This is a genomic window from Paraclostridium dentum (assembly GCF_048568265.1).
GTDB classification, from domain to species: domain Bacteria; phylum Bacillota; class Clostridia; order Peptostreptococcales; family Peptostreptococcaceae; genus Paraclostridium; species Paraclostridium dentum.
Genome location: NZ_CP183813.1, coordinates 402,807 through 422,808, shown reverse-complemented (window position 1 = coordinate 422,808; position 20,002 = coordinate 402,807). Strand labels below are relative to the sequence as shown.

The 20,002-nt window shown below is 28.8% G+C and carries 18 protein-coding genes, 1 rRNA gene, 1 pseudogene and 1 riboswitch; of the genes and pseudogenes, 4 read left to right on the top strand and 16 right to left on the bottom strand.

Going from position 1 to position 20,002, the window contains the following annotated elements:
• Window positions 1–161 precede the first annotated feature (161 nt).
• The 13 genes and pseudogenes from ACN6I1_RS01810 to ACN6I1_RS01750 all read right to left on the bottom strand — a co-directional run.
• Window positions 162–1,562, bottom strand: a pseudogene (locus ACN6I1_RS01810) (MATE family efflux transporter); the annotation flags it as partial.
• A 131-nt stretch (window positions 1,563–1,693) separates the two neighbouring features.
• Window positions 1,694–2,146 carry a DUF2383 domain-containing protein gene (locus ACN6I1_RS01805; RefSeq protein WP_419742533.1) on the bottom strand — a complete coding sequence of 151 codons (453 nt, stop codon included), beginning with the start codon at window positions 2,144–2,146 and terminating at the stop codon, window positions 1,694–1,696.
• Between the two features lie 53 nt (window positions 2,147–2,199).
• Window positions 2,200–3,513 carry an aminotransferase class V-fold PLP-dependent enzyme gene (locus tag ACN6I1_RS01800; protein WP_419742532.1) on the bottom strand — a complete coding sequence of 438 codons (1,314 nt, stop codon included), beginning with the start codon at window positions 3,511–3,513 and terminating at the stop codon, window positions 2,200–2,202.
• A 165-nt stretch (window positions 3,514–3,678) separates the two neighbouring features.
• Window positions 3,679–4,266, bottom strand: coding sequence for a thiamine phosphate synthase (locus ACN6I1_RS01795; protein ID WP_419742531.1), 588 nt, complete (start codon window positions 4,264–4,266; stop codon window positions 3,679–3,681).
• The gene (gene thiH / locus ACN6I1_RS01790; RefSeq protein ID WP_419742530.1) at window positions 4,254–5,369 is read right to left on the bottom strand and encodes a 2-iminoacetate synthase ThiH; all 1,116 of its coding nucleotides are present in this window, start codon (window positions 5,367–5,369) and stop codon (window positions 4,254–4,256) included. The genes ACN6I1_RS01795 and thiH overlap by 13 nt, the downstream gene beginning before the upstream one ends.
• 2 nt (window positions 5,370–5,371) lie before the next feature.
• Window positions 5,372–6,148, bottom strand: a complete 777-nt coding sequence (locus ACN6I1_RS01785) for a thiazole synthase (protein WP_419742529.1) — start codon at window positions 6,146–6,148, stop codon at window positions 5,372–5,374.
• A 12-nt stretch (window positions 6,149–6,160) separates the two neighbouring features.
• Window positions 6,161–6,964, bottom strand: coding sequence for a sulfur carrier protein ThiS adenylyltransferase ThiF (thiF, locus tag ACN6I1_RS01780; RefSeq protein ID WP_419742528.1), 804 nt, complete (start codon window positions 6,962–6,964; stop codon window positions 6,161–6,163).
• A 1-nt stretch (window position 6,965) separates the two neighbouring features.
• Entirely contained in the window at window positions 6,966–7,160 is a 195-nt protein-coding gene (gene thiS / locus ACN6I1_RS01775; RefSeq protein WP_419742527.1) for a sulfur carrier protein ThiS, read from the bottom strand.
• A gap of 194 nt (window positions 7,161–7,354) precedes the next feature.
• Window positions 7,355–7,466, bottom strand: a riboswitch (TPP riboswitch).
• 140 nt (window positions 7,467–7,606) lie between these two features.
• Window positions 7,607–8,836: a 30S ribosomal protein S1 gene (locus ACN6I1_RS01770; RefSeq protein WP_419742526.1), complete on the bottom strand. Its 1,230-nt coding sequence runs from the start codon at window positions 8,834–8,836 to the stop codon at window positions 7,607–7,609.
• Window positions 8,837–8,937: 101 nt separating this feature from the next.
• Window positions 8,938–9,651 (bottom strand): phosphatase, encoded by a 714-nt coding sequence (locus ACN6I1_RS01765; RefSeq protein WP_419742525.1) that lies wholly within the window; start codon window positions 9,649–9,651, stop codon window positions 8,938–8,940.
• A 119-nt stretch (window positions 9,652–9,770) separates the two neighbouring features.
• Window positions 9,771–11,168: an MATE family efflux transporter gene (locus ACN6I1_RS01760; protein ID WP_419742524.1), complete on the bottom strand. Its 1,398-nt coding sequence runs from the start codon at window positions 11,166–11,168 to the stop codon at window positions 9,771–9,773.
• A gap of 139 nt (window positions 11,169–11,307) precedes the next feature.
• Window positions 11,308–12,393: a DNA polymerase IV gene (gene dinB / locus ACN6I1_RS01755; RefSeq protein WP_419742523.1), complete on the bottom strand. Its 1,086-nt coding sequence runs from the start codon at window positions 12,391–12,393 to the stop codon at window positions 11,308–11,310.
• 73 nt (window positions 12,394–12,466) lie between these two features.
• Entirely contained in the window at window positions 12,467–13,975 is a 1,509-nt protein-coding gene (locus tag ACN6I1_RS01750) for a DUF1846 domain-containing protein (protein WP_419742522.1), read from the bottom strand.
• 407 nt (window positions 13,976–14,382) lie between these two features.
• Here ACN6I1_RS01750 and ACN6I1_RS01745 point away from each other — a divergent pair, with 407 nt between their 5' ends.
• Both ACN6I1_RS01745 and ytaF read left to right on the top strand, forming a co-directional pair.
• A complete protein-coding gene (locus tag ACN6I1_RS01745) occupies window positions 14,383–14,703 on the top strand; it encodes a DUF1540 domain-containing protein (protein WP_419742521.1) in 321 nt (106 codons plus the stop codon).
• A 101-nt stretch (window positions 14,704–14,804) separates the two neighbouring features.
• Window positions 14,805–15,428: a sporulation membrane protein YtaF gene (gene ytaF / locus ACN6I1_RS01740; protein ID WP_419742520.1), complete on the top strand. Its 624-nt coding sequence runs from the start codon at window positions 14,805–14,807 to the stop codon at window positions 15,426–15,428.
• 37 nt (window positions 15,429–15,465) lie between these two features.
• Here the strand turns inward: ytaF and ACN6I1_RS01735 are convergent, their stop codons facing one another.
• Together ACN6I1_RS01735 and ACN6I1_RS01730 are read right to left on the bottom strand one after the other, a co-directional pair.
• Complete coding sequence (locus ACN6I1_RS01735) at window positions 15,466–16,809, bottom strand: PTS sugar transporter subunit IIC (RefSeq protein WP_419742519.1); 1,344 nt, start codon at window positions 16,807–16,809, stop codon at window positions 15,466–15,468.
• Between the two features lie 33 nt (window positions 16,810–16,842).
• On the bottom strand, window positions 16,843–17,457 hold the full coding sequence (locus tag ACN6I1_RS01730) for a hypothetical protein (protein WP_419742518.1): 615 nt from the start codon (window positions 17,455–17,457) through the stop codon (window positions 16,843–16,845).
• A gap of 73 nt (window positions 17,458–17,530) precedes the next feature.
• On the opposite strand from ACN6I1_RS01730, the gene ACN6I1_RS01725 reads away from it, so the two are divergent.
• Window positions 17,531–18,235, top strand: coding sequence for a MurR/RpiR family transcriptional regulator (locus ACN6I1_RS01725; RefSeq protein WP_419742517.1), 705 nt, complete (start codon window positions 17,531–17,533; stop codon window positions 18,233–18,235).
• 273 nt (window positions 18,236–18,508) lie between these two features.
• A complete protein-coding gene (locus ACN6I1_RS01720; protein ID WP_419742516.1) occupies window positions 18,509–19,612 on the top strand; it encodes a DEAD/DEAH box helicase in 1,104 nt (367 codons plus the stop codon).
• Window positions 19,613–19,880: 268 nt separating this feature from the next.
• Here ACN6I1_RS01720 and rrf read toward each other — a convergent pair.
• Window positions 19,881–19,997 (bottom strand): 5S ribosomal RNA (gene rrf / locus ACN6I1_RS01715).
• Window positions 19,998–20,002: the final 5 nt, after the last annotated feature.

Sequence of the window (20,002 nt, the reverse complement as noted above, 5' to 3'; positions counted from 1 at the left end):
ACTCGAATCAAATTTTCTTCCTAAGTTTCTATTATACCATTAACTTAGCTAGTATTTGTATGATTTTTTATTTCCATCAAAAATTATGTTAAATTGGTTTTCTACAAGTTAATATAATTTACAAAAAGTGCTAATTATATTAACTAGCACTTTTAACTTTATCATCTTAATATTGTTTTAGTTTTTATATCATGTTTATTATCTCTGTACAGTTTATTAGATTTCAATAAATATAAGTATACGCTTATCATAAGTATTCCTTTTATTATGCTAGTTATGGTTATACTCCACCACACTCCACTTAAACCTAAAATTTCTGGACTTGATAAAAAATATGCTATAGGAACCCTTGCCCCCGTTAATACAGTTACTACAATAGATGGTATGTATGTTCTTCCTATACCCTTAAATGCGCCTGATGTTATTATCTCTACACACATAAATAACTGAGAATAACCTAATATTTTTAAATATTTTGCACCTTCAGTTATAGTTTCAGTTTCATTTATAAATATAGTAAATATAGATTTTCCTCCAAATATTAAAATTAATGTATTTAATATCCCTAGTAAACTAGCAATTATAAGAGTTATCTTGAACCCTTTATTTATTCTTTCATATTTGTTAGCTCCATAGTTTTGACCCGAAAAGCTACTAAACGCCACAGCTATACCATCTGCAGTCATCCAAGAAATAGCTTCTATCTGAGCTCCAACCTTTTGAGCTGCAATAGCTACTGGTCCCCACGATGCTACAATTACTCCAAGTAGCATCGAAAATATTGTAAACATACCACTTTGTATTGCTACTGGCATGCCTAACTTACCCAATGCCTTATAATATTCAAAGTTAATATTCTTAAAAAACATAATTTTAAAATATTGGTCATTTCTCTTTATAATTAGTCCTATAAAGCACGCTGTAACTACAACTTGAGAAAAAACTGTAGCTATAGCAGCTCCTGCTACTCCTAATTTAGGTATTGGTCCAAAACCTATTATAAGTAGTGGATCCAATATAATATTAGTTATAAGTCCTATGGTATTTATTCTAAATGGAGTTTTACTATTACCCATTCCATTGAATATAGCTGTAAATATTGGGTTTATAAAATAAAATATCATTCCTATAGCTACTATAACAAGATACTCTTTAGACATGCTTATAACGTCTGCATCTCCAAGATTAAAAAATCCTATTAGTCCATCCTTAAATATAAGCAATATTAAAGTATATAAAATAGCCAATATAATATTAACTTCTATCGCTGCTTTTATATACGATTTAGTACTTTCAATATCATTTTTACCCATACTTTGAGCTACTTGAACCTCTCCTCCAACTCTAGATATAGCTATAAGGGCCATTCCTAGCCATGGAAAAAAACCTGCTGTACCTACTGCTGCAACAGCACTGCTTCCAGCCTTTCCTACCCAAATCATATCTATCATATTGTACGCCATTTGTATAAAAGAAGTCCCCATTATAGGAAGTGCTAACTTTATTAGCTTTTCTGTAATTTTGCCATCTGTTAAATCTATCCTTTCTTTCATATATACACCTCTTTTCTTAAAGAATTTTCTGACATTTAGCTATACATAATAATAATATCTATTAATTAAATTTTTTGCTATATTATTTTTTCTTTTAAATAACAAAAGCTTGATTATATAAAATATAATCAAGCTTTTTATTAAAGTGATTTGTACATTATTTCAAATTTATTTTTCATAACCTTATATTGACTTACCATTTCATTTAAGTGTTGGAATATACTTTTATCTAGGTGTTCATCTTTATATGAATGTAATAAATTATTTCCACCTTCTATTCCCATATCAATAGCATTTATAGTATGTTTAATTAATTCCTTGTCATTATCTATAAACATATCCTTTAATTTTTCAAACATACTCGCCATTTCTCCTGCTACACCTAGTGAAGTAGCAGGCTCTCCACCAAGTTGCTTTATATACGAGCTTACTTTTTCGTCCTGTTCTCTAAATATTACCATACTTTTTGTAAGCTCACTTCTCAATTCTTTATTTTCAGCTTTATCTTGATAAACTCTAAATGTGTCTGCTCCCATATGAACGCCTCTTAAAAACTTATTTAGCTCTTTTATAAGTTCATCATGTTTATCCATAATTATCACCTCATCCTTAGTTTTCTACCAAAGATTTATATTATTCACATAAATTAAAATATATTATTTTCAAAGTGTCTGCATCTATTTATCATAAATTCCATAGTATTTAAAAATTCATCCACTTCTTCGGTTGTGTTGTAAAGCCCTAAACTAGCTCTAACCATACCAGCTACTTTACAATCTCTATTTAATAGTTTTTGAGCTTCTGCATCATCTATTCCAAGTAATCTTCTTACATAAGTATGTGCACAAAACGCCCCTTGTCTTACAGCAATCCCTCTAATATATGATAATCTATCAGCTACTGAATCAAAATTTATACCGTCTACATTAAAAGTAATAACGCCTAATCTATCTTTGTCATTTGAGTCTCCATAAAGCACTACTCTATCAATATCTTCAAGACCTTTTATAAGTCTATTTTTCAAAAGTTCTTCATGTTCTTGAATTTTATCAAATCCAATTTCCTTTAGTTTATTCATAGCTGTGTACAAAGCTACAACACCTAAATAGTTAGGAGTTCCAGCTTCAAATCTTGATGGTAATTCACTCCAATAAATATCATAGTCAAATACTAAGTCTACAGCTCCTCCACCTTTTAAAAATGGTTCTTTATCTTCTAAATCTTCTTTAAGACCAACAACTACTCCACTTCCATATGGTGCATACATTTTATGTGCAGATAATACTAAAAAATCTATAGAGTCATCATTTCCAGTTCCTTTCATATTGATTTCTCTATGTGGAGCTAATTGAGCTGCATCAACAATAATTTTTGCACCATACTTATGTGCTAACTTGGCTATATGATGTATTGGATTTACATATCCAGTTACATTAGATGCTCCAGTTACACTTACAAACTTAACTTCCCCTTTATTTTTAATTAATTGTTCCTCTATATCATCTACTTTCAATTTTCCTTGATTATCTACATCTATATAAATAACATTTGCATTGTACCTCCATGGGAGGTCATTGGCATGATGCTCCATTCTTGTAGTAATAACTTTATCATATTTGCTATTTATCAATGCATTTGCTAATAAATTTATTCCTTCTGTTGTATTTTTTGTAAATATTACTGTATATCTATCATCATCTTTTAAGTTAAAATATTCCTTCATATAATCTCTGCATTTTTCATAAACTCTATTTGAGTACTCTGATTTCGGCCCCTTACCTCTACCTATAGATCCATACATTTGCATGTGTTTTAAAATTTCTCTGTCTACACATTTAAAAGGAGGTGTTGTTGCTCCATTGTCAAAGCATATAGGCGTTGCATACGCTCCATCTCCTAGTTTTATGGTTAAATCTACTCCATCAAACATAGGTCTATAATTGACTTCTTTTCTATACATTTATTTTCCCCCTAAAAAACAAATTTAAAAATATTTATATTAACTCTTCATTAATAGTATTCAAAATTAGTTCATAATGTGCTTTCATTGTATCTATTACATGTAAATTTCAAACGTAAAAAACTATCCTATACCCATTTATTCAATGGTTTTAGGATAGCCTATTTATAAAAAACTTTTAATTGTATCTTTTACATTATCCGATTCCATAATACTAGACATAACTGCGATATCATCACAGCAATTTAAAGTTTCTTTCGAATTATTTGGTAAAATTCCTCCTAGTGCTATTAACTTTATATCATATCCATTTAATTCACTTTGAGCTTGCTTTAATAAACTTATTCCCTTTGGCTTTAAATCAAATTTACACTTAGTTTCATATATATGTGAAAATATTAAATAGGAAACTGAATATTTTTTCACCTCAATAATCTCTTCTATACTATGTGTAGATACTCCAATAATCTTTTCTTTATATTCAAGTTTATTCTTAAATTTTTTAAACATATCAAACGGCATATGTATCCCATCAGCATCTACTGAGTTGAAAATTTCATAATTACTATTTATTATAATTTTCGTTTCTTTATTTACACGTTCTCTAGTTTTAAAATACAGGTTTTTTAACTTATCATTTTTCAAATCTTTTTCTCTTAATATAATATTTTCAACACCATTAAAAGATGCTTCTTCTAATATTTCTAAATATCTTTTCTCATTACATAAATGTCTATTAGTTATAAGGTACACTGAAATCTTTCCCAATCTTTAAATATTTGTTGGTAGCCTATATCATTAAGCATTTTTTTTATTTGTAATATACTACTTTCATCACTTATTTTAAATTGTTCTGTTCCCTCTCCATCTAATGAATGTCCCCCTACATTAGTAGATACTCCCGCACTTAATTTTGTAACTCCCAGAGGAATTAAATTTTTTCTTAGACTTAAACTTTCTCTAGTAGATAAATTTATTCCGCCTTGATTATCAAACAACCTCATAACTATCATAACTTGTACTAAATCTCTATCACTAACTTCTATAAGATTTTCATAACACCCTTTAAAAGGTCTTATTCTAGGTATTGAGTATGATACATCAACTTGAGGATATTTATTTCTTATATATCTTCCATGCATTAAAGTAAAAAAAGTTTCTTCTCTAAAATCATTAAGTCCTAATAAAGCTCCTATAGATATACTTCTCATTCCAGATTTTGCAGCTCTCTCTGGAGCATCTAATCTATATTTATAATTAGATTTAGGTCCTTTTAAGTGAACATTTTTATATATTTTTTCATTGTATGTTTCTTGATATATAGTAATACCTTCAACTCCTTTCTCATATAGGTATATATATTCATCCTCATCCATTGGATAAACCTCTATTGTTATAGATGGGAAAATATCATTTAAAACAGAGACAGCATCTCCTATATATTTTACATCTGAATGGATTTTACTTTCTCCTGTTAAAAGTAATAAATGTTTAAATCCATCTTTAGATATAGCTAGTCCTTCATTGTATATCTCATCTACATTTAGTTTTTTTCTCTTTATATCAGAATCTATATTGTAACCACAGTATACGCATTTGTTTACACAAAAATTTGAAATATACATAGGGGTATATAAAAGTATAGTTTTTCCAAAGTATCTATTTGTTATTTCATTTGCCTTTTGGGCCATTAGTTCAAGATACTTAGTTGCTGTTTTTGATAGTAAGTTTAATAAGTCATATTCATCTAAGCTATCCTTTTGTAGACTTCTCAAAACATCTTCATCGCTTACATTGTTCAAATAAGAATCTATATTAAAATCTTTATATGAATCTATAAATTTATAAAAACCCAATCCTAAACACCTACCTCGCTTAAAAATCCTGTTAAAGGTGATGATGCATTTGCATAATTTGTTACTCTACCAGCTTTAGCTAGATATGCTTCTCTTCCACCTTCAACAGCTAATTTAAATGCATTTGCCATTTTCACTGAATCTTGAGCACTAGATATTGCAGTATTAACTAGTACCGCAGCTGCTCCCATTTCCATAGCTTCCATAGCTTGTGAAGGCTTCCCTATTCCTGCATCAACGATTATCGGTATATCTATTTCATCAATCATAATTTTTATCATTTCTTTCATCTTAAGTCCTCTATTAGATCCAATTGGTGCGCCTAATGGCATAACTGCTGCTGCTCCAACTTCTACAAGTTTTTTTCCTGCATATAAATCTGGTGTCATATACGGCAATACTATAAATCCTTCATCCGCCAAAATTTTAGTAGCTTTTATAGTTTCTTCGTTATCTGGTAATAAATACTTAGAATCACTTATCACTTCTATTTTTATGAAATTTCCACATCCCATTTTTCTAGATATCCTAGCAATTCTAACTGCTTCAACATGATTTGTTGCACCTGAAGTATTTGGTAGTATAGTCATTTTTTTTGGAATATGACTTATAATATTTTCATCTTTATTATCTAAATCAACTCTTCTTAATGCTACAGTTATAATCTCACTTTCACTTGATTCTATAACTTTTGGCAAAATCTCATTTGAGCCATACTTCCCTGTTCCTATTAATAATCTGCTGTTAAATTCATGTCCCCCTAATACTAATTTATCCATTTTTATCCCCCTCTATTTTATGTATTCTATCAATATCTTTGTAGCTAGATTAGCCATATGGTTTGCACAAATCGATACTCTAGGTGCCATAAGTCCATCCCCTTCTTTTGCTTCACTGACTTCATCCCCACATATAAAAAATTTATCTTTTATCTTTCTTGTTTTTATTATGTTAGAATCATAAAAACCTGCCATTCCAGATGATGAAATAAGGTATTTATTTTTCATATTCTTTAATACAAAACTTGCAATTTCAGCTTTGTATCTAGGATTGTCAAATGCCTCCATTATAATATCTACATCCTCAAATTCATTTATATTTGATGAATCTATAATTTTATTTACAGTATCTATTTTTATAAATGGATTTATATTTTTTATATGATTTTTAATCGCATCTGTTTTATACTTACCTATATCACTTATAAAGTATTGTTGCCTATTTAAGTTAGATGGTTCAACTACATCAAAGTCTGCTAATATCAGATGTCCTACTCCTATTCTTGCAAGTGATATAGCGATATTAGAACCAAGACCTCCAAGTCCTAAAACAACGACTTTACCTTTTTTCAAACTAGAATGTATATTTGGAGTATGCCTTGCTACCATTAAACTTTCTAACTCCTCAAATGTAGGATTTTCTCCTTTTTTTATTAATGTAACTCTATCTCCATCTTTTAAAAATTTATTTTCTGAAATAGGATATCCATTTAGAATAACTACATCTGCATTCTTTTTAAATCTTTCTTTTATAAAATTAATACTTACTTCAGTCTCATTTAAAGTTTCTAAAGTTTCATTTATAAACAGCTTCACTTTAGCCCCCTCCCACAAACCTTATAACTTCTACGATATCATCTGACTTTAATATATATGAGCTATATTGATGATTTTCAATGATATCTAGATTAACTTCTACAACAACATTATCAACTTTAAGTTTTAATTCATCTAGTAAGTTTAAAATCGTAGTCCCAGGTTTTAAACAAATCTCTTTCCCATTTACCTTCATATATTCCTCCTTAAATATAAAATTCGCTTTGCTTGAGCGACTACGTCTGCGAACCACTTCATGTAGCTCAAATTTCATGTCGTCAACGTCCACTCGGTAAACTCGTGTCCCGTTACTCAAACAACTTCGTCTGTTGCGCAAAAAAGCGCCCTCTTTTTCAGAGAACGCTTTCATATACATCAAAAATAATGCTTATTTACTATATTAAGCTTCCCTACGCAAGAATTACCTTGATCAGGTTTTTAGGGTCTGAAAGTTATGGCTTTACTTCTCAACTATCCAATTATAGCTCCCCTAGCCTTATATTCATTTTTACAAGTTGAGTATATCATAGTATTTTTTTATATTCAATAAAAAGTTAATACTTATATTTTTATGCATACTTTTATAATATGACAATAAAAATAGTATCTAGCTAAAACTAGATACTATTTTTATCACTTCTTTTATTTTAAATCTTTGAATTTATCTTTAAATAAATCACCTAATGATCCTAATGACTCTTCTACCTCTAAAAATTCAGAGTAATCTTCTTCAGGCTCTTTTGTAGCTTCTTTTAATGATACAACCATTCTTTTATCTTTATTTTTTATATCTATTATCATAACGTCTATTATATCTCCAACATTAACAACATTAGATACTTTCATAACTCTATCTTCGCTTAATTGAGATATTGGTAAGAATGCTTCCACTCCAAGTTTAACCTCTACAAAAGCTCCTCTTTCTATAAGTTTTAAAACTTTAACATTAACAATATCTCCAACTTGCATTTCTTCTTTTACAGAATTCCACGGATCATTGTTTATATCTTTTATAGCTAGTCCTACTTTTTTATTTTCTTTGTCTATTTTTATAATATATACATCTACTTCTTGTCCTTCTTTTACTACATCTTCAACTGATTCTACTCTATGCCAAGCTAATTCATTTATATGTGCTAAGCCTTCTATTCCACCTAAATCTATGAATGCTCCATAGTTCATTATTTTACTTACTTTACCACTTCTTTTTTGACCTATTTCAAGAGAGTTAAATAAATCCTCTTTAGCTTGCTTAACTCTTGCTCTTTCAGCTTCTCTATCAGCCTTCATTTTTTCTCTTTTAGCTGCCTTTTCAACTTCTATTCTTTCATGAGCAACTTCTCTATGAGATGCAACTATTCTATTTCTTCTTAAATCCATTTCTATCATGTAAACTTCTAAATCACGTCCTACATATGCAGCTGTATTGTTTACAAATGTAACATCTATTTGAGATAACGGTATAAATACAGTCTCTGTTTTATAACTTGCAAATAGTCCTTTTTCAATGCTTCTTTCTACATGAACAGTTAATATAGTATGGTTATCTAAAGCTTCTTTTAGCTCTTTTCTAGTAGCTTCAATAACAGCTTTTTTAGCTGATAAATACATTGTTCCATCTTTACGATTTATCTTAGTTATTTCTCCACTTATTTCTTGTCCAACACTATACTTATCTTCTATTGTTTCATCTTTAGCTAATATAAGTTCAGATATAGATATAATTCCTTCAAATCCATAATTTAATTCTAAATGTAACTCATCATATAATACTTTAGTTATTTTTCCGCTTACTGTTTGACCTATTTTTATACTACTCATTTCTTTTTCTTGTTGCTCTAAAAGTTCTTGCATAGTTTGATTGTTCTCCATTAAACTTCATCCCTTCCTATGTAAACGTTTATATAATTTTTGTATTTAATCATATACTATTATATCACTAACGATATATTATTTGATATTATTAATTGTTTTTACTTTCCAAAAAAATATTCTTTTATATATTCTTCGTTAAAATTCACCACTAAATTTCCTGGGAAATTTACTTCTTCTAGTGTTTTTGTACAATTTTCAAAATTACCAACCTGATAGTATATATGTGCATCACTACCTAAAATAACCTTAACATCATGTTTTTTGCAAAGATTTAATAAAACTTTAGCATTCTCTATTGCTCCAACCCTAAAGCTATTAGTTCTTAATGAAGAGTTGTTTATCTCTAGTAAAGTATTAGTTTCCTTAGCTTTTAATACAACTTTTTCATAATCAACAGGATACCTACTATCGTCTAAATGTCCTATTATTTTTACCTCTTTATTTTCCATTACATTTAATATTGCTTTTGTATTTTCATGTATGTTTCCAGGATTTATGCACGGTGGATGGAAGCTAGCAATAACATAATCTAATTTTCCAACTACATCACTTGGAATATCTATATTACCATCAAAATCCATTATATTAGCTTCTATTCCTTTTAACACTTTAACTCCATTTATTTCTTCTTTTATAACGCCTAAATTTCCAAAATAAAAAGGATGTGTACTTCCAGGCATATTAGGAGCATGGTCTGATACACCTACATACTTTAGCCCTTTTAATTTGGCTTCATCTATATTCTCTTTAAGTGTGCTATATGCATGTCCGCTTGAAATAGTATGGCAGTGTAAATCTATAATTGCATTCATATTTAATCCTCCTATGTTTTAACTATCTCTTATTATTATATACCCTTTAGTTATATGTATATAATAAATTTATATAAATTTAAAGCTATGGTAAATTTTATTTACCATAGCTTTTTAAATTACTCATCTTTAGTTTTCGCAATTTCTACTGTTGGTTGTATTGCATGATCTATAGATAAAGTTTTTTTGTAAAATACACTAAAGCATATTATCGTTACAATTGCTGCAGTTATATCTGCAACTGGCTCAGCTGTTAATACCCCTTGTAATTTATTTTCAAAGAATATTGGTAATATAAATATTAATGGTATCAATAATATTATCTTTCTAAGTAAAGCTAATATCATAGATATCTTTGCTTGACCTAAAGCAAGGAATGTTTGCTGACAAGCAATTTGTGCTCCAAATAGTAGTATTCCCGCAAAGTAAATTCTCATACTCCATACAGTTATTTCTACAAGTTGAGGGTTGCTATTAAATATAGATACAAATACTTGTGGGAATATCATTATAGCTCCCCACATTAAAGTTGTATAAACTAAACAACTTACTAATAATAGTTTAAATGTCTTTCTAACTCTATCTAACTTATCCGCTCCATAGTTAAAACTTATTATCGGTTGTGCTCCTTGAGTTAACCCCATCATAGGTAATAATATTATTTGCATAACACTACTCATTATAGTCATTGCACCTATGGCTAAGTCTCCACCATATTTAGCAAGATTGTTATTCATAGATATAATTACTAAACTTTCAGTTGCTTGCATTATAAATGGTGATATACCTAAAAGTAAAATAGGCCCAATAACTTTTAAATTTGGAATTATATATTTCTTTCTTATCTTAAGAACACTTTTCTTTCCGACTAAGAATAATAAAACCCATACTGCAGAAACAAACTGTGCACTTATTGTTGCTAAAGCTGCTCCTTTAACACCCATATTAAGTCCAAAGATTAAAATCGGATCCAGTACTATATTTATTATTGCTCCGATTAATACTGTTATCATACCTGTTTTAGCAAAACCTTGAGTATTTATAAAAGGATTTAGACCTAAACCAATTTGCACAAACAAGGTTCCTATAAGATATATACCAATATAATCATTTGCATATCCTATTGTATCTTTACTAGCTCCAAAAGCCCAAAGTATGTTTTCTTTAAAAATTAAAAGAGATATCGTTAATATAATTGCTATTATTACTAGTGTAGAAAAACTGTTAGTCATTATTTTTTCTGCACCATCATTATCTTTTTCCCCCATTTTTATAGCAGCTAATGGAGCTCCCCCCATACCTACTAATGCACTAAATGCTGATACAATCATTATTATTGGAAATGCTACTCCAACACCAGCCATTGCTAGCTCCCCATTAGGCATTCTACCTATGAAAATTCTATCAACTATATTGTATAAAACATTAACTAGCTGAGCTATTATAGCAGGTAAAGCTAATTGAAATAATAATTTTCCAACGCTACCTTTACCTAAATCTGTTGTTTGTTTCCCCATAATCGACCTCCATTTTTAAATTTATTATTTTATATAATATCATATTCATTAACAAACTTAAATATTTAACTTTAAAATATTTAAGTTTGTTAATAGATTTGCTATTTATCAATATTTTCCAAGTATATATATACCTATTTTACAGTTTATCAAACAATGAGATATTATGGTATTCTTCTTTTTCACAGTCTAGTAAATTAGATATAGTTACTCCAATTAATCTAATTTGCCTTTCTTTATTTTTTACTTTCTCTATTAAAATATTTGTATTTTTTAATATATCATTATATGTATTTATTGGAGATTCTAATGTTCTTCTTTTTGTAACCTGTTTAAAATCTGCATATTTTATTTTAATGGTTATAGTCTTTCCACATTTATTAATATAATTTAATCTCTTACAGACGTCTTTTACAACATCTTTTATATGTTCATTTAATTCATCTGAGTCAAAGTATACATTTGAAATAAAAGTACTTTCTGATCCTACAGATTTTCTTTCTCTACTAATTTGAACTGGTCTATTATCTATACCTCGAGCAAAATTATACATATCATATCCTTTTTTCTTAAAGATCTGCTCTAGCTCAATTAAAGTCATATTTCTTAGATCATATCCTTTTTTTATGCCCATCATTTTTAAAGTCTTAGAAGTTACCTTCCCAATTCCAAAAAATTTATTAATAGGTAAATCATCTATAAATTCCTGCGCTTTATCTGGAGTTATAACTGTTAGTCCATTAGGTTTTTTATAATCTGATGCAATTTTGGCTAAAAATTTATTATAAGATACACCTGCAGAAGCTGTTATTCCTATTTCATTTTTTATATCTTCTTTTATTTGTTTTGCAATTGTAGTAGCATATTTTATTTCTTTTTTATTTACAGTTACATCTAAGTATGCCTCATCTAAAGATAAAGGCTCTATTATATCTGTATATCTTTTAAATATTTCTCTTATTTGATACGATATTTTTTGATATACTTCAAATCTTGGAGGTACAAAAACTGCATGAGGACAACGTACATAAGCTACACTAGATGGCATAGCTGAGTGTATTCCAAATATTCTTGCTTCATATGAGCATGTAGCAACTACTCCTCTTCCTTCTGGACTTCCTCCAACTATAACTGGTTTTCCCTTTAACTTAGGATTATCTCTTTGCTCTACAGATGCATAAAATGCATCCATATCTATATGAATTATTTTTCTTTCACTGTCCACTAAAACACCTCCTTGCCGAAATATTCATAAAAAAACCGCATTGTAATTTTACAATACGGTTATATATCTGTAATTAGTTTTGATATAAGTTAGCTGATGGATATTCTGGATCAGAAGTTGTATCTACTCCTAATTTTCTAAATGTTTGTTCATCATTTAAACTTAACATAGTAGTTGAATGTGCTTGAGCACCTTTTAACATACTTAATTTTTCCATAGCTGCTTGAGCTGTTGGATTTGTAACTGCACATATACTTAATGCTGTTAGAATTTCTTCGCAACTTAAAGCAACATTTCTATTACCTAAAGTATTTGCTTTTAAGTTTATAATTGGTTCTAAAACTACAGGTGATATTAAGTGCATATCATCATTTATATTTGCAAAATGTTTTATAGCATTTAAAACTGCTGCAGCTGTTGCATTCATAGTTTCTGAAGCTTTTCCTGTAAGTATAGTTCCATCATTAAGTTCTAATGCAACTACTGGACATATATCGTTAGGAGTATTTGAAACTTCCTTTAATTTAGCACTATATTCTCTAGCTGGTATTACAACTTTTCTATCTTCTGGCTTTAAATTTAATTCTTCCATTATAAGTTTAATTCTATCGTAAGCACCTTTATCAACTTGTCCTTTTTTATATTCACAAGCTGTTTTGAAGTATCTTCTTATTATCTCTTGTCTTGAAGCTTCTTGAACTACTTCATCATCAACTATTCCATATCCTACTCTGTTAACACCCATATCTGTTGGAGATTGGTAAACAGATTCTTTTCCTGTTATTTTTTCTATTATTTTCTTTAAAACAGGGAATAATTCTAAATCTCTATTATAGTTAACTGACATTTGTCCATATTTTTCAAGGTGGAATGAATCTATCATGTTAACATCTTTTAAATCTACTGTTGCAGCTTCATATGCTATATTTAAAGGATGTTTTAATGGCACATTCCAAACTGGGAATGTTTCAAATTTAGAATATCCAACTTCATTTCCTCTTTTGTTTTCATGGTATAACTGACTTAAACAAGTTCCTAACTTTCCGCTATTTGGACCTGGTGCTGTTACTACTACTATAGGTTTAGTTGTTTCTATATATGGGTTAGCTCCATATCCTTCATCACTAACTATAGTATCTACATCACTTGGGTATCCTTTTGTTGGAGCATGTTTATATACTTTTATACCTCTACGCTCTAATTTATTTATAAAAACTGTTGTTGCAGGTTGTCCTTCAAATCTTGTTATAACAACACTGTTAACATCTAATTCATATGCTCTTAAATCATCTATTAATCTTAAAACTTCCATATCATAAGTGATACCAAAGTCTCCTCTTATTTTATTTCTTTCTATGTCACCTGCATAAACACATATCACAACTTCTAGTTTCTCTTTTAAGTTTTGTAATACTTTTATTTTTGCATTTTCATCAAACCCTGGTAAAACTCTTTTAGCGTGAAGATCAAACATTAACTTCCCACCGAATTCTAAGTATAACTTATCATAGTTATTAACTCTCTCTAAGATATATTTAGACTGCTCTTCTAAATACTTTTTGTGATCAAATCCTATTTTCATTGTTCTTCCTCCTAGATAAATTGTAAATTTAGTAGATATTTTTCAAAAAATAAATTAAAATTAAATTAAATAAATAAAAAAATAATATAAATAGATTATAGTCTTTATTTTTCACGTATCCATTTCATATCATATATAACTATAACCCAATTTAAAGTAAAATAATATCATAAATTTTTATATTTTTCTAGTGTATTTTCTAAAATCAATAAAAAAAAACTAACTCCAAATGAGTTAGTTTAATCAAAATATCTACTAAATGTTTAATCTATTTATCTTAGGACTTACTATTCTAAATCATTTAAGAACTATTTGCAATATATTTTTTTAATTTCTATTTAAATTTTCAGTATATTTTTTCCAGCTTGACTCAATAATATATTTATATTGTAGTGGGAGGTGTTTTTTTGATTAAGTGTTTATCTACAAACTGTACTTTTAATAATAGCGGAGTATGCTCTGCGTCTGTAATTCATATAGAAGGATTCGATGCTGACATTACACCAGAAACTTACTGTAAAACATTTGTTGAAGCAGATAGTTCTGCTAAAATGACAAGTTCTGTATGTGAAAGTGAAACTTCTTCTAAAAATATAATTTGCAGTGCTTCTAACTGTACATACAACTTTAATGGTGCTTGTAAGTCTTCAGATGTTCAAATCAACTCTTTAAATAATACTTGTGAAACATTTATAAAAAGATATTTTAATAGTAATTATGAATATTAATTAAGGGCACCTGTCATGGGTGCCTTTAATATTTGTGCACTAATTTGTCCCTAATTTAATAATATATTATTAATCATTTTATATATTAGGGGTGAATTTAGTTGATAGAGTCGTTAATTTTAGTTTCTTCTTTATGTATAGATACTTTTGTAGCTAGTATAGCTTATGGGACCGATAGAATAAAAATCCCTTTTTATTCTAATTTAGTAATAAATTTAGTTTGTTCCTTATTTCTTTGGATAGCTTTAGCTCTTGGTGGATTTTTAAAAGATTTTTTATCTCCAAGTACCGCAAGTGTTTTAAGTTTTGCATTATTACTATCACTTGGTTTTTTTAGATTATTTGAATCTTTTTTCAAAACCTATGTTAGAAAATTTTCTAGTACAGGTGCGCCTTTGACCTTTAAAGTGTTTGACTTTAAATTTGTTTTAGAAATTTATGCTAATGAAACGAAAGCAGATTATGATAAGTCCAAAACGCTTACACTTAAAGAAGCTGTATATTTAGCAGTTGCTCTTTCATTAGATAGTTTAGCTGTTGGATTCGGTAGTAGTTTAGTATCAATAAATCATTTACAGGTTGTTGTGTTATCTTTTATTATAGGAACTTGCTGCCTTTTTATAGGAGTTCATATAGGTAAAAAGTTTATAGAGAAAGTAGATTTAAATCTTTCTTGGCTTTCTGGATTAATGCTTATTGTCTTAGCATTTATTCGTTTTATATAACATAAAAAGAGAAGCATTATACTTCTCTTTTTATTTTTTATGCAAAATCTATTTCATCAAAACTAAAATCTTCATCTTCATTATTTTCTTCTAATTCTTTCTTTATCATATTTCCTTCATATACTTTAAAGAATGGATAATATGTAACTACACTTATTAATACTAATGCACATGCAAATATAACATTTTTAATATCCATAGATGATAAGTATGCTTGTGCAAAGAATGGTGTAAATGATGGATCTACTATATACCCACAAGTTATAAATCCTATCTTTTGTGCAAAATAAGTAAGTGCTACTGATATAATCGGAGTTATTATAAATGGTATAGCAAGTATAGGATTAAATACTATAGGACCTCCAAATATTATAGGTTCATTTATTCCACATATACCAGGTACAATAGATAGTCTACCTAATGATTTTAAGTGTGTAGATTTACTTTTAGCCATTAACATAGCTAACCCCAATGTATTTCCTGCTCCACCTAAAATTGCAATTCTAAACATTTGTAAATTCATTAAAACATTAGGATCTTGTCCCGCCGCTACTAAATCTGAATTTAGCCCCGTATTGCTAAGCCCTAATGCAAATGCTATTGGAAATATTATAGATGTCCCATTTACTCCAAATAGCCATAAAAGATTACCAAAGGTAATAAGCATTAAATATCCCCATATATTATCAGCTACACTAAGAGCTGGAGTAAGTATGCTCATTATAGACTGAGGTAAACTCATTCCTGTATTTGCTATTATAATTACATTTAAACCATATAATACAACTATGTTTAATAAAAGAGGTATTAATGTATTTATAAAAGATGAAACAGCAGAAGGAACTGAGCTAGGCAAGTTAAACTTCCAATTCATTTTATCTACTAACCTACTTATTTCAACCGATGCAATTCCTATTATAATCGCTACAAACAGTCCATCTGCCCCTAAAAATGACATTGGTATATTTCCATCATTGCTAGGCGCACAAATCATAAAAAATAGTGATGTTGATATAAGTCCAGACATAGCTGCATTCATTTTGTAATTGCTAGCTAACGTATAAGCTATTGCAAATGCAGACATTAATCCAAGAAGACCCATTGTCATATCAAATGGAGCTGTTATAGTGGAATAATTTTCAACTGCAAATTCTTTCCATGATAGTAAAAACTGTATAAATATATTACTATTATTAGGATCAACCAACTCAGGATTTATAGGAGGATTTGCTATTATTAAAAATAACGATCCTACTACTATTAGTGGTAAGGTCATCATCATACCTGTTGAAATAGCATTTAAATGTCTCTGACTCCCAATTTTAGCTCCAATAGGAGATAATACTTTATCTAATTTATCTAAAAGCTTACTTTGTCCCATTTAAACAATCTCCCTTTTTATAAATTCTAGCTTTTATTCTTGCCAAGGATTATATTGGAATGCACTTTCTACTGCATCTTCTGGTTTGTATACCTCTAATATTTTTCCATATCTCTCTTTGTAGTCATTATCTACTTCCATTTGAGGTATAACTTTACTAGCCTCATTTAAAAAGTGGAATGAATCTCTTCCCATTTCTGCCCCTCTTACAGTATGCTTATCAAGTGCATAATCTGGAATTTCCGGGATTTTACCCATTGCAAATCCCTTTATAACTATATTTTTTAATAAATCACTCGAACGATCTTTTTGACATTTACATAAATATCTTATTGCATGTATAAAGTATATCGGTCTATCCCCATCTGCATAAGAAAACTGCTTTCTCATTTCATACAAATTGTTTACTATAATACATGCCATAGGATCTCCCATACCTATATCCTCTACCGTTATAGTTAATAACCTTCTCCACAGTTTCTCTTCCATCTGAGGTGATGTTATGTACATTTCATATGCAAACTCACAAGCTTGCTCCTCTAGCCCTCTTCTTATTGATTTTTGAAGTGATGATATAACCTCATCTCCATTTAACCCATTACGAGTTTTTATTCTTGCCCATGGGTCTTTTATAAATTTTTCAGCCATGATGTCTACCTCCATATATTTTTATTTATATTTTTTAAAAATTCATATATAATAGCCTTTGAGGTGGTTAAATATGAATTTTGAATATCTTCGTGATAAGTACCAACTATCTAAAATAGAACAAAATATTTTAAAATATCTATATGATAATATTGATAACTTGAAAAAAATAGGTATACGAAAAGTTGCTCAGGACAACTTTACTTCAACAACTATTATATATAAACTTTGTAAAAAACTAGGTTTTGAAGGTTACTCAGATATGATTTACAATATATCTTACTCTAGCAAATCTAATGATACAGATACTAATGTAGATATATTTTCAAATGCATATAACCAACTAAACTTAAATTTAGTTCCTTTATCTAAAACACTAAAAGAATCTAAAAGCAAATTAATAATGTTACTAGGAGTCGGATATTCTCAAATGATTGCAAATTATATGAGCGAGCGTTTTGTTATAAATGGATTTAAATGTATAGCTAATACTCATCTACAACTTTTAGATAAATCTAACTCTAAAGATGTTTTACTAATAGCTATATCAAATTCAGGTGAAAGCTCTAGCATATTAGATGTAGTTCAAACAGCTAAAAATAATGATATTAAAATAATTAGTTTTGTTGGCAATGAAAATTCTACACTTGCTAAACTTTCTGATTTTCCCATAATTTTAAAAGGCTTTGAAAAATTCCCAAATTTAAAAAACCCACCTAATACATTCTTCTCTGAAGTTTTATTGTTATTTGAATGCATCATAAGCAACATTGATTAATTTCGTATTAAAGTAATATTAATATTTTTTTTAGTTTTTTTAAATATTTTTTAAGTGTTTAGAAAAAAGTTTTCAAATAAAAAACATTTTATTAAAAAAGTTCTTATTTTAGGACTTTTTTATTTGCACTTTTAATCAAATAATAAACTTTTGCATATATATTCATAAAATTATGACCATAATTTATAATATAGTTAGAATTAATAACCTTATTATGATATTATTAATAGGTTGTCTTAAATTAAATTAGCAATATTTTGAGAGGTAAATAATATGAATTTTAAAGAATTAGGAATTAATGATAATACGATAGAAAAATTAAAAATAATGGGAATAACTAACCCTACTCCTATTCAAGAGGAAAGTATTGGACTTATAAAATCTGGTAATGACATAATCGCTGAAGCTCAAACAGGTACTGGTAAAACTTTAGCATTTTTACTACCTATATTAGAAAATATTTCGCCTGAACTTGGACATGTACAAGCTTTAATTGTTTCTCCTACTAGAGAACTTGCTATACAAATAACAAAAGAAGCAGAAAAACTTTGTGAAGATACTGATATAAATTTATTAGCAATGTATGGTGGAAAAGATATAGGCGCACAATTAAAAAAACTAAAAAAGAATATTCACTTAGTTATAGCTACTCCTGGTAGATTATTAGACCATATAGAGAGAGAAACTATTGACCTTAGTAAATTAAAAGTAATAGTTTTAGATGAAGCAGATCAAATGCTATTTATGGGATTTAGGATTGAAGTTGAAACAATACTTAGACAAACTCCTAAAAATCGTCAAATGCTTTGTTTCTCTGCAACAATGGATTCTGCTGTTAAGAAATTAGCATATAAATATATGAATAATCCTTCTGTAGTTAGTGTTCAAAAGGAAGAGATAACTCTTACTAATATAAAGCAAAATGTAGTTGAAACTACAGATAGAGGAAAACAAGATGCTCTATGTGCTGTGCTTGATTCAGACAATCCATTCATGGGAATAATTTTCTGTAGAACTAAAGCTAGAGTCGATAAACTTGAAGAAGTTCTACATAGAAGAAAGTACAACTGTGCTAAACTTCATAGTGATATAAAACAATCCCATAGAGAACGAATAATGAAATCATTTAGAAACGCAGATATACAATATCTAATTGCAACAGATGTTGCTTCAAGAGGATTAGATATAAGTGGTGTATCTCATGTATATAACTATGACATTCCTGAAAATGCTGAAACTTATATTCATAGAATAGGAAGAACAGGAAGAGCTGGTGAAGAAGGTTACACTTGTATGTTCGTTGATCCTAAAGATCACAACACACTAAAAGAAATAGAAGAAGCTATCGAAATGGAAATTCCAAGAAGAGAAGTATAAAAAAAAGAAGTGCAAAAGCACTTCTTTTTTATTTTACACAACAAAAAGTGGTTAGGATTTAGTTTGCAACGCCGTGGTCATTCAAAACATCTTTTATTATCCTTTATCTCATACCGTATAAGCGTAATTCTTCTTTATTTTACATATCAAAAAAGTGGTTAAGGTTTAGTTTGCAACGCCGTGGTCATTCAAAGCATCTTTTCAGCTTTATGACCCAAGTGCAAACTAAACCTTAACCACCACAAATCCACGTAAAATAAAAAAGATTACGCGGCTACGTCCTACTCTCCCAGGCAGCTTCCCACCAAGTACCATCGGCGCTAAAGAGCTTAACTTCTGTGTTCGGAATGGGAACAGGTGTATCCTCTTTGCTGTAATAACCGCATAATC

What these genes read in the sequence shown, in the direction of transcription:
- ACN6I1_RS01805 (WP_419742533.1), bottom strand. Translation starts at nt 2,146, where the DNA reads ATGGATAAACATGATGAACTTATAAAAGAGCTAAATAAGTTTTTAAGA.
- ACN6I1_RS01800 (WP_419742532.1), bottom strand. Translation starts at nt 3,513, where the DNA reads ATGTATAGAAAAGAAGTCAATTATAGACCTATGTTTGATGGAGTAGAT.
- ACN6I1_RS01785 (WP_419742529.1), bottom strand. Translation starts at nt 6,148, where the DNA reads ATGGATAAATTAGTATTAGGGGGACATGAATTTAACAGCAGATTATTA.
- thiS (WP_419742527.1), bottom strand. Translation starts at nt 7,160, where the DNA reads ATGAAGGTAAATGGGAAAGAGATTTGTTTAAAACCTGGGACTACGATT.
- ACN6I1_RS01770 (WP_419742526.1), bottom strand. Translation starts at nt 8,836, where the DNA reads ATGGAGAACAATCAAACTATGCAAGAACTTTTAGAGCAACAAGAAAAA.
- ACN6I1_RS01765 (WP_419742525.1), bottom strand. Translation starts at nt 9,651, where the DNA reads ATGAATGCAATTATAGATTTACACTGCCATACTATTTCAAGCGGACAT.
- ACN6I1_RS01760 (WP_419742524.1), bottom strand. Translation starts at nt 11,168, where the DNA reads ATGGGGAAACAAACAACAGATTTAGGTAAAGGTAGCGTTGGAAAATTA.
- ACN6I1_RS01750 (WP_419742522.1), bottom strand. Translation starts at nt 13,975, where the DNA reads ATGAAAATAGGATTTGATCACAAAAAGTATTTAGAAGAGCAGTCTAAA.
- ACN6I1_RS01735 (WP_419742519.1), bottom strand. Translation starts at nt 16,809, where the DNA reads ATGGGACAAAGTAAGCTTTTAGATAAATTAGATAAAGTATTATCTCCT.
- ACN6I1_RS01730 (WP_419742518.1), bottom strand. Translation starts at nt 17,457, where the DNA reads ATGGCTGAAAAATTTATAAAAGACCCATGGGCAAGAATAAAAACTCGT.
- ACN6I1_RS01725 (WP_419742517.1), top strand. Translation starts at nt 17,531, where the DNA reads ATGAATTTTGAATATCTTCGTGATAAGTACCAACTATCTAAAATAGAA.
- ACN6I1_RS01720 (WP_419742516.1), top strand. Translation starts at nt 18,509, where the DNA reads ATGAATTTTAAAGAATTAGGAATTAATGATAATACGATAGAAAAATTA.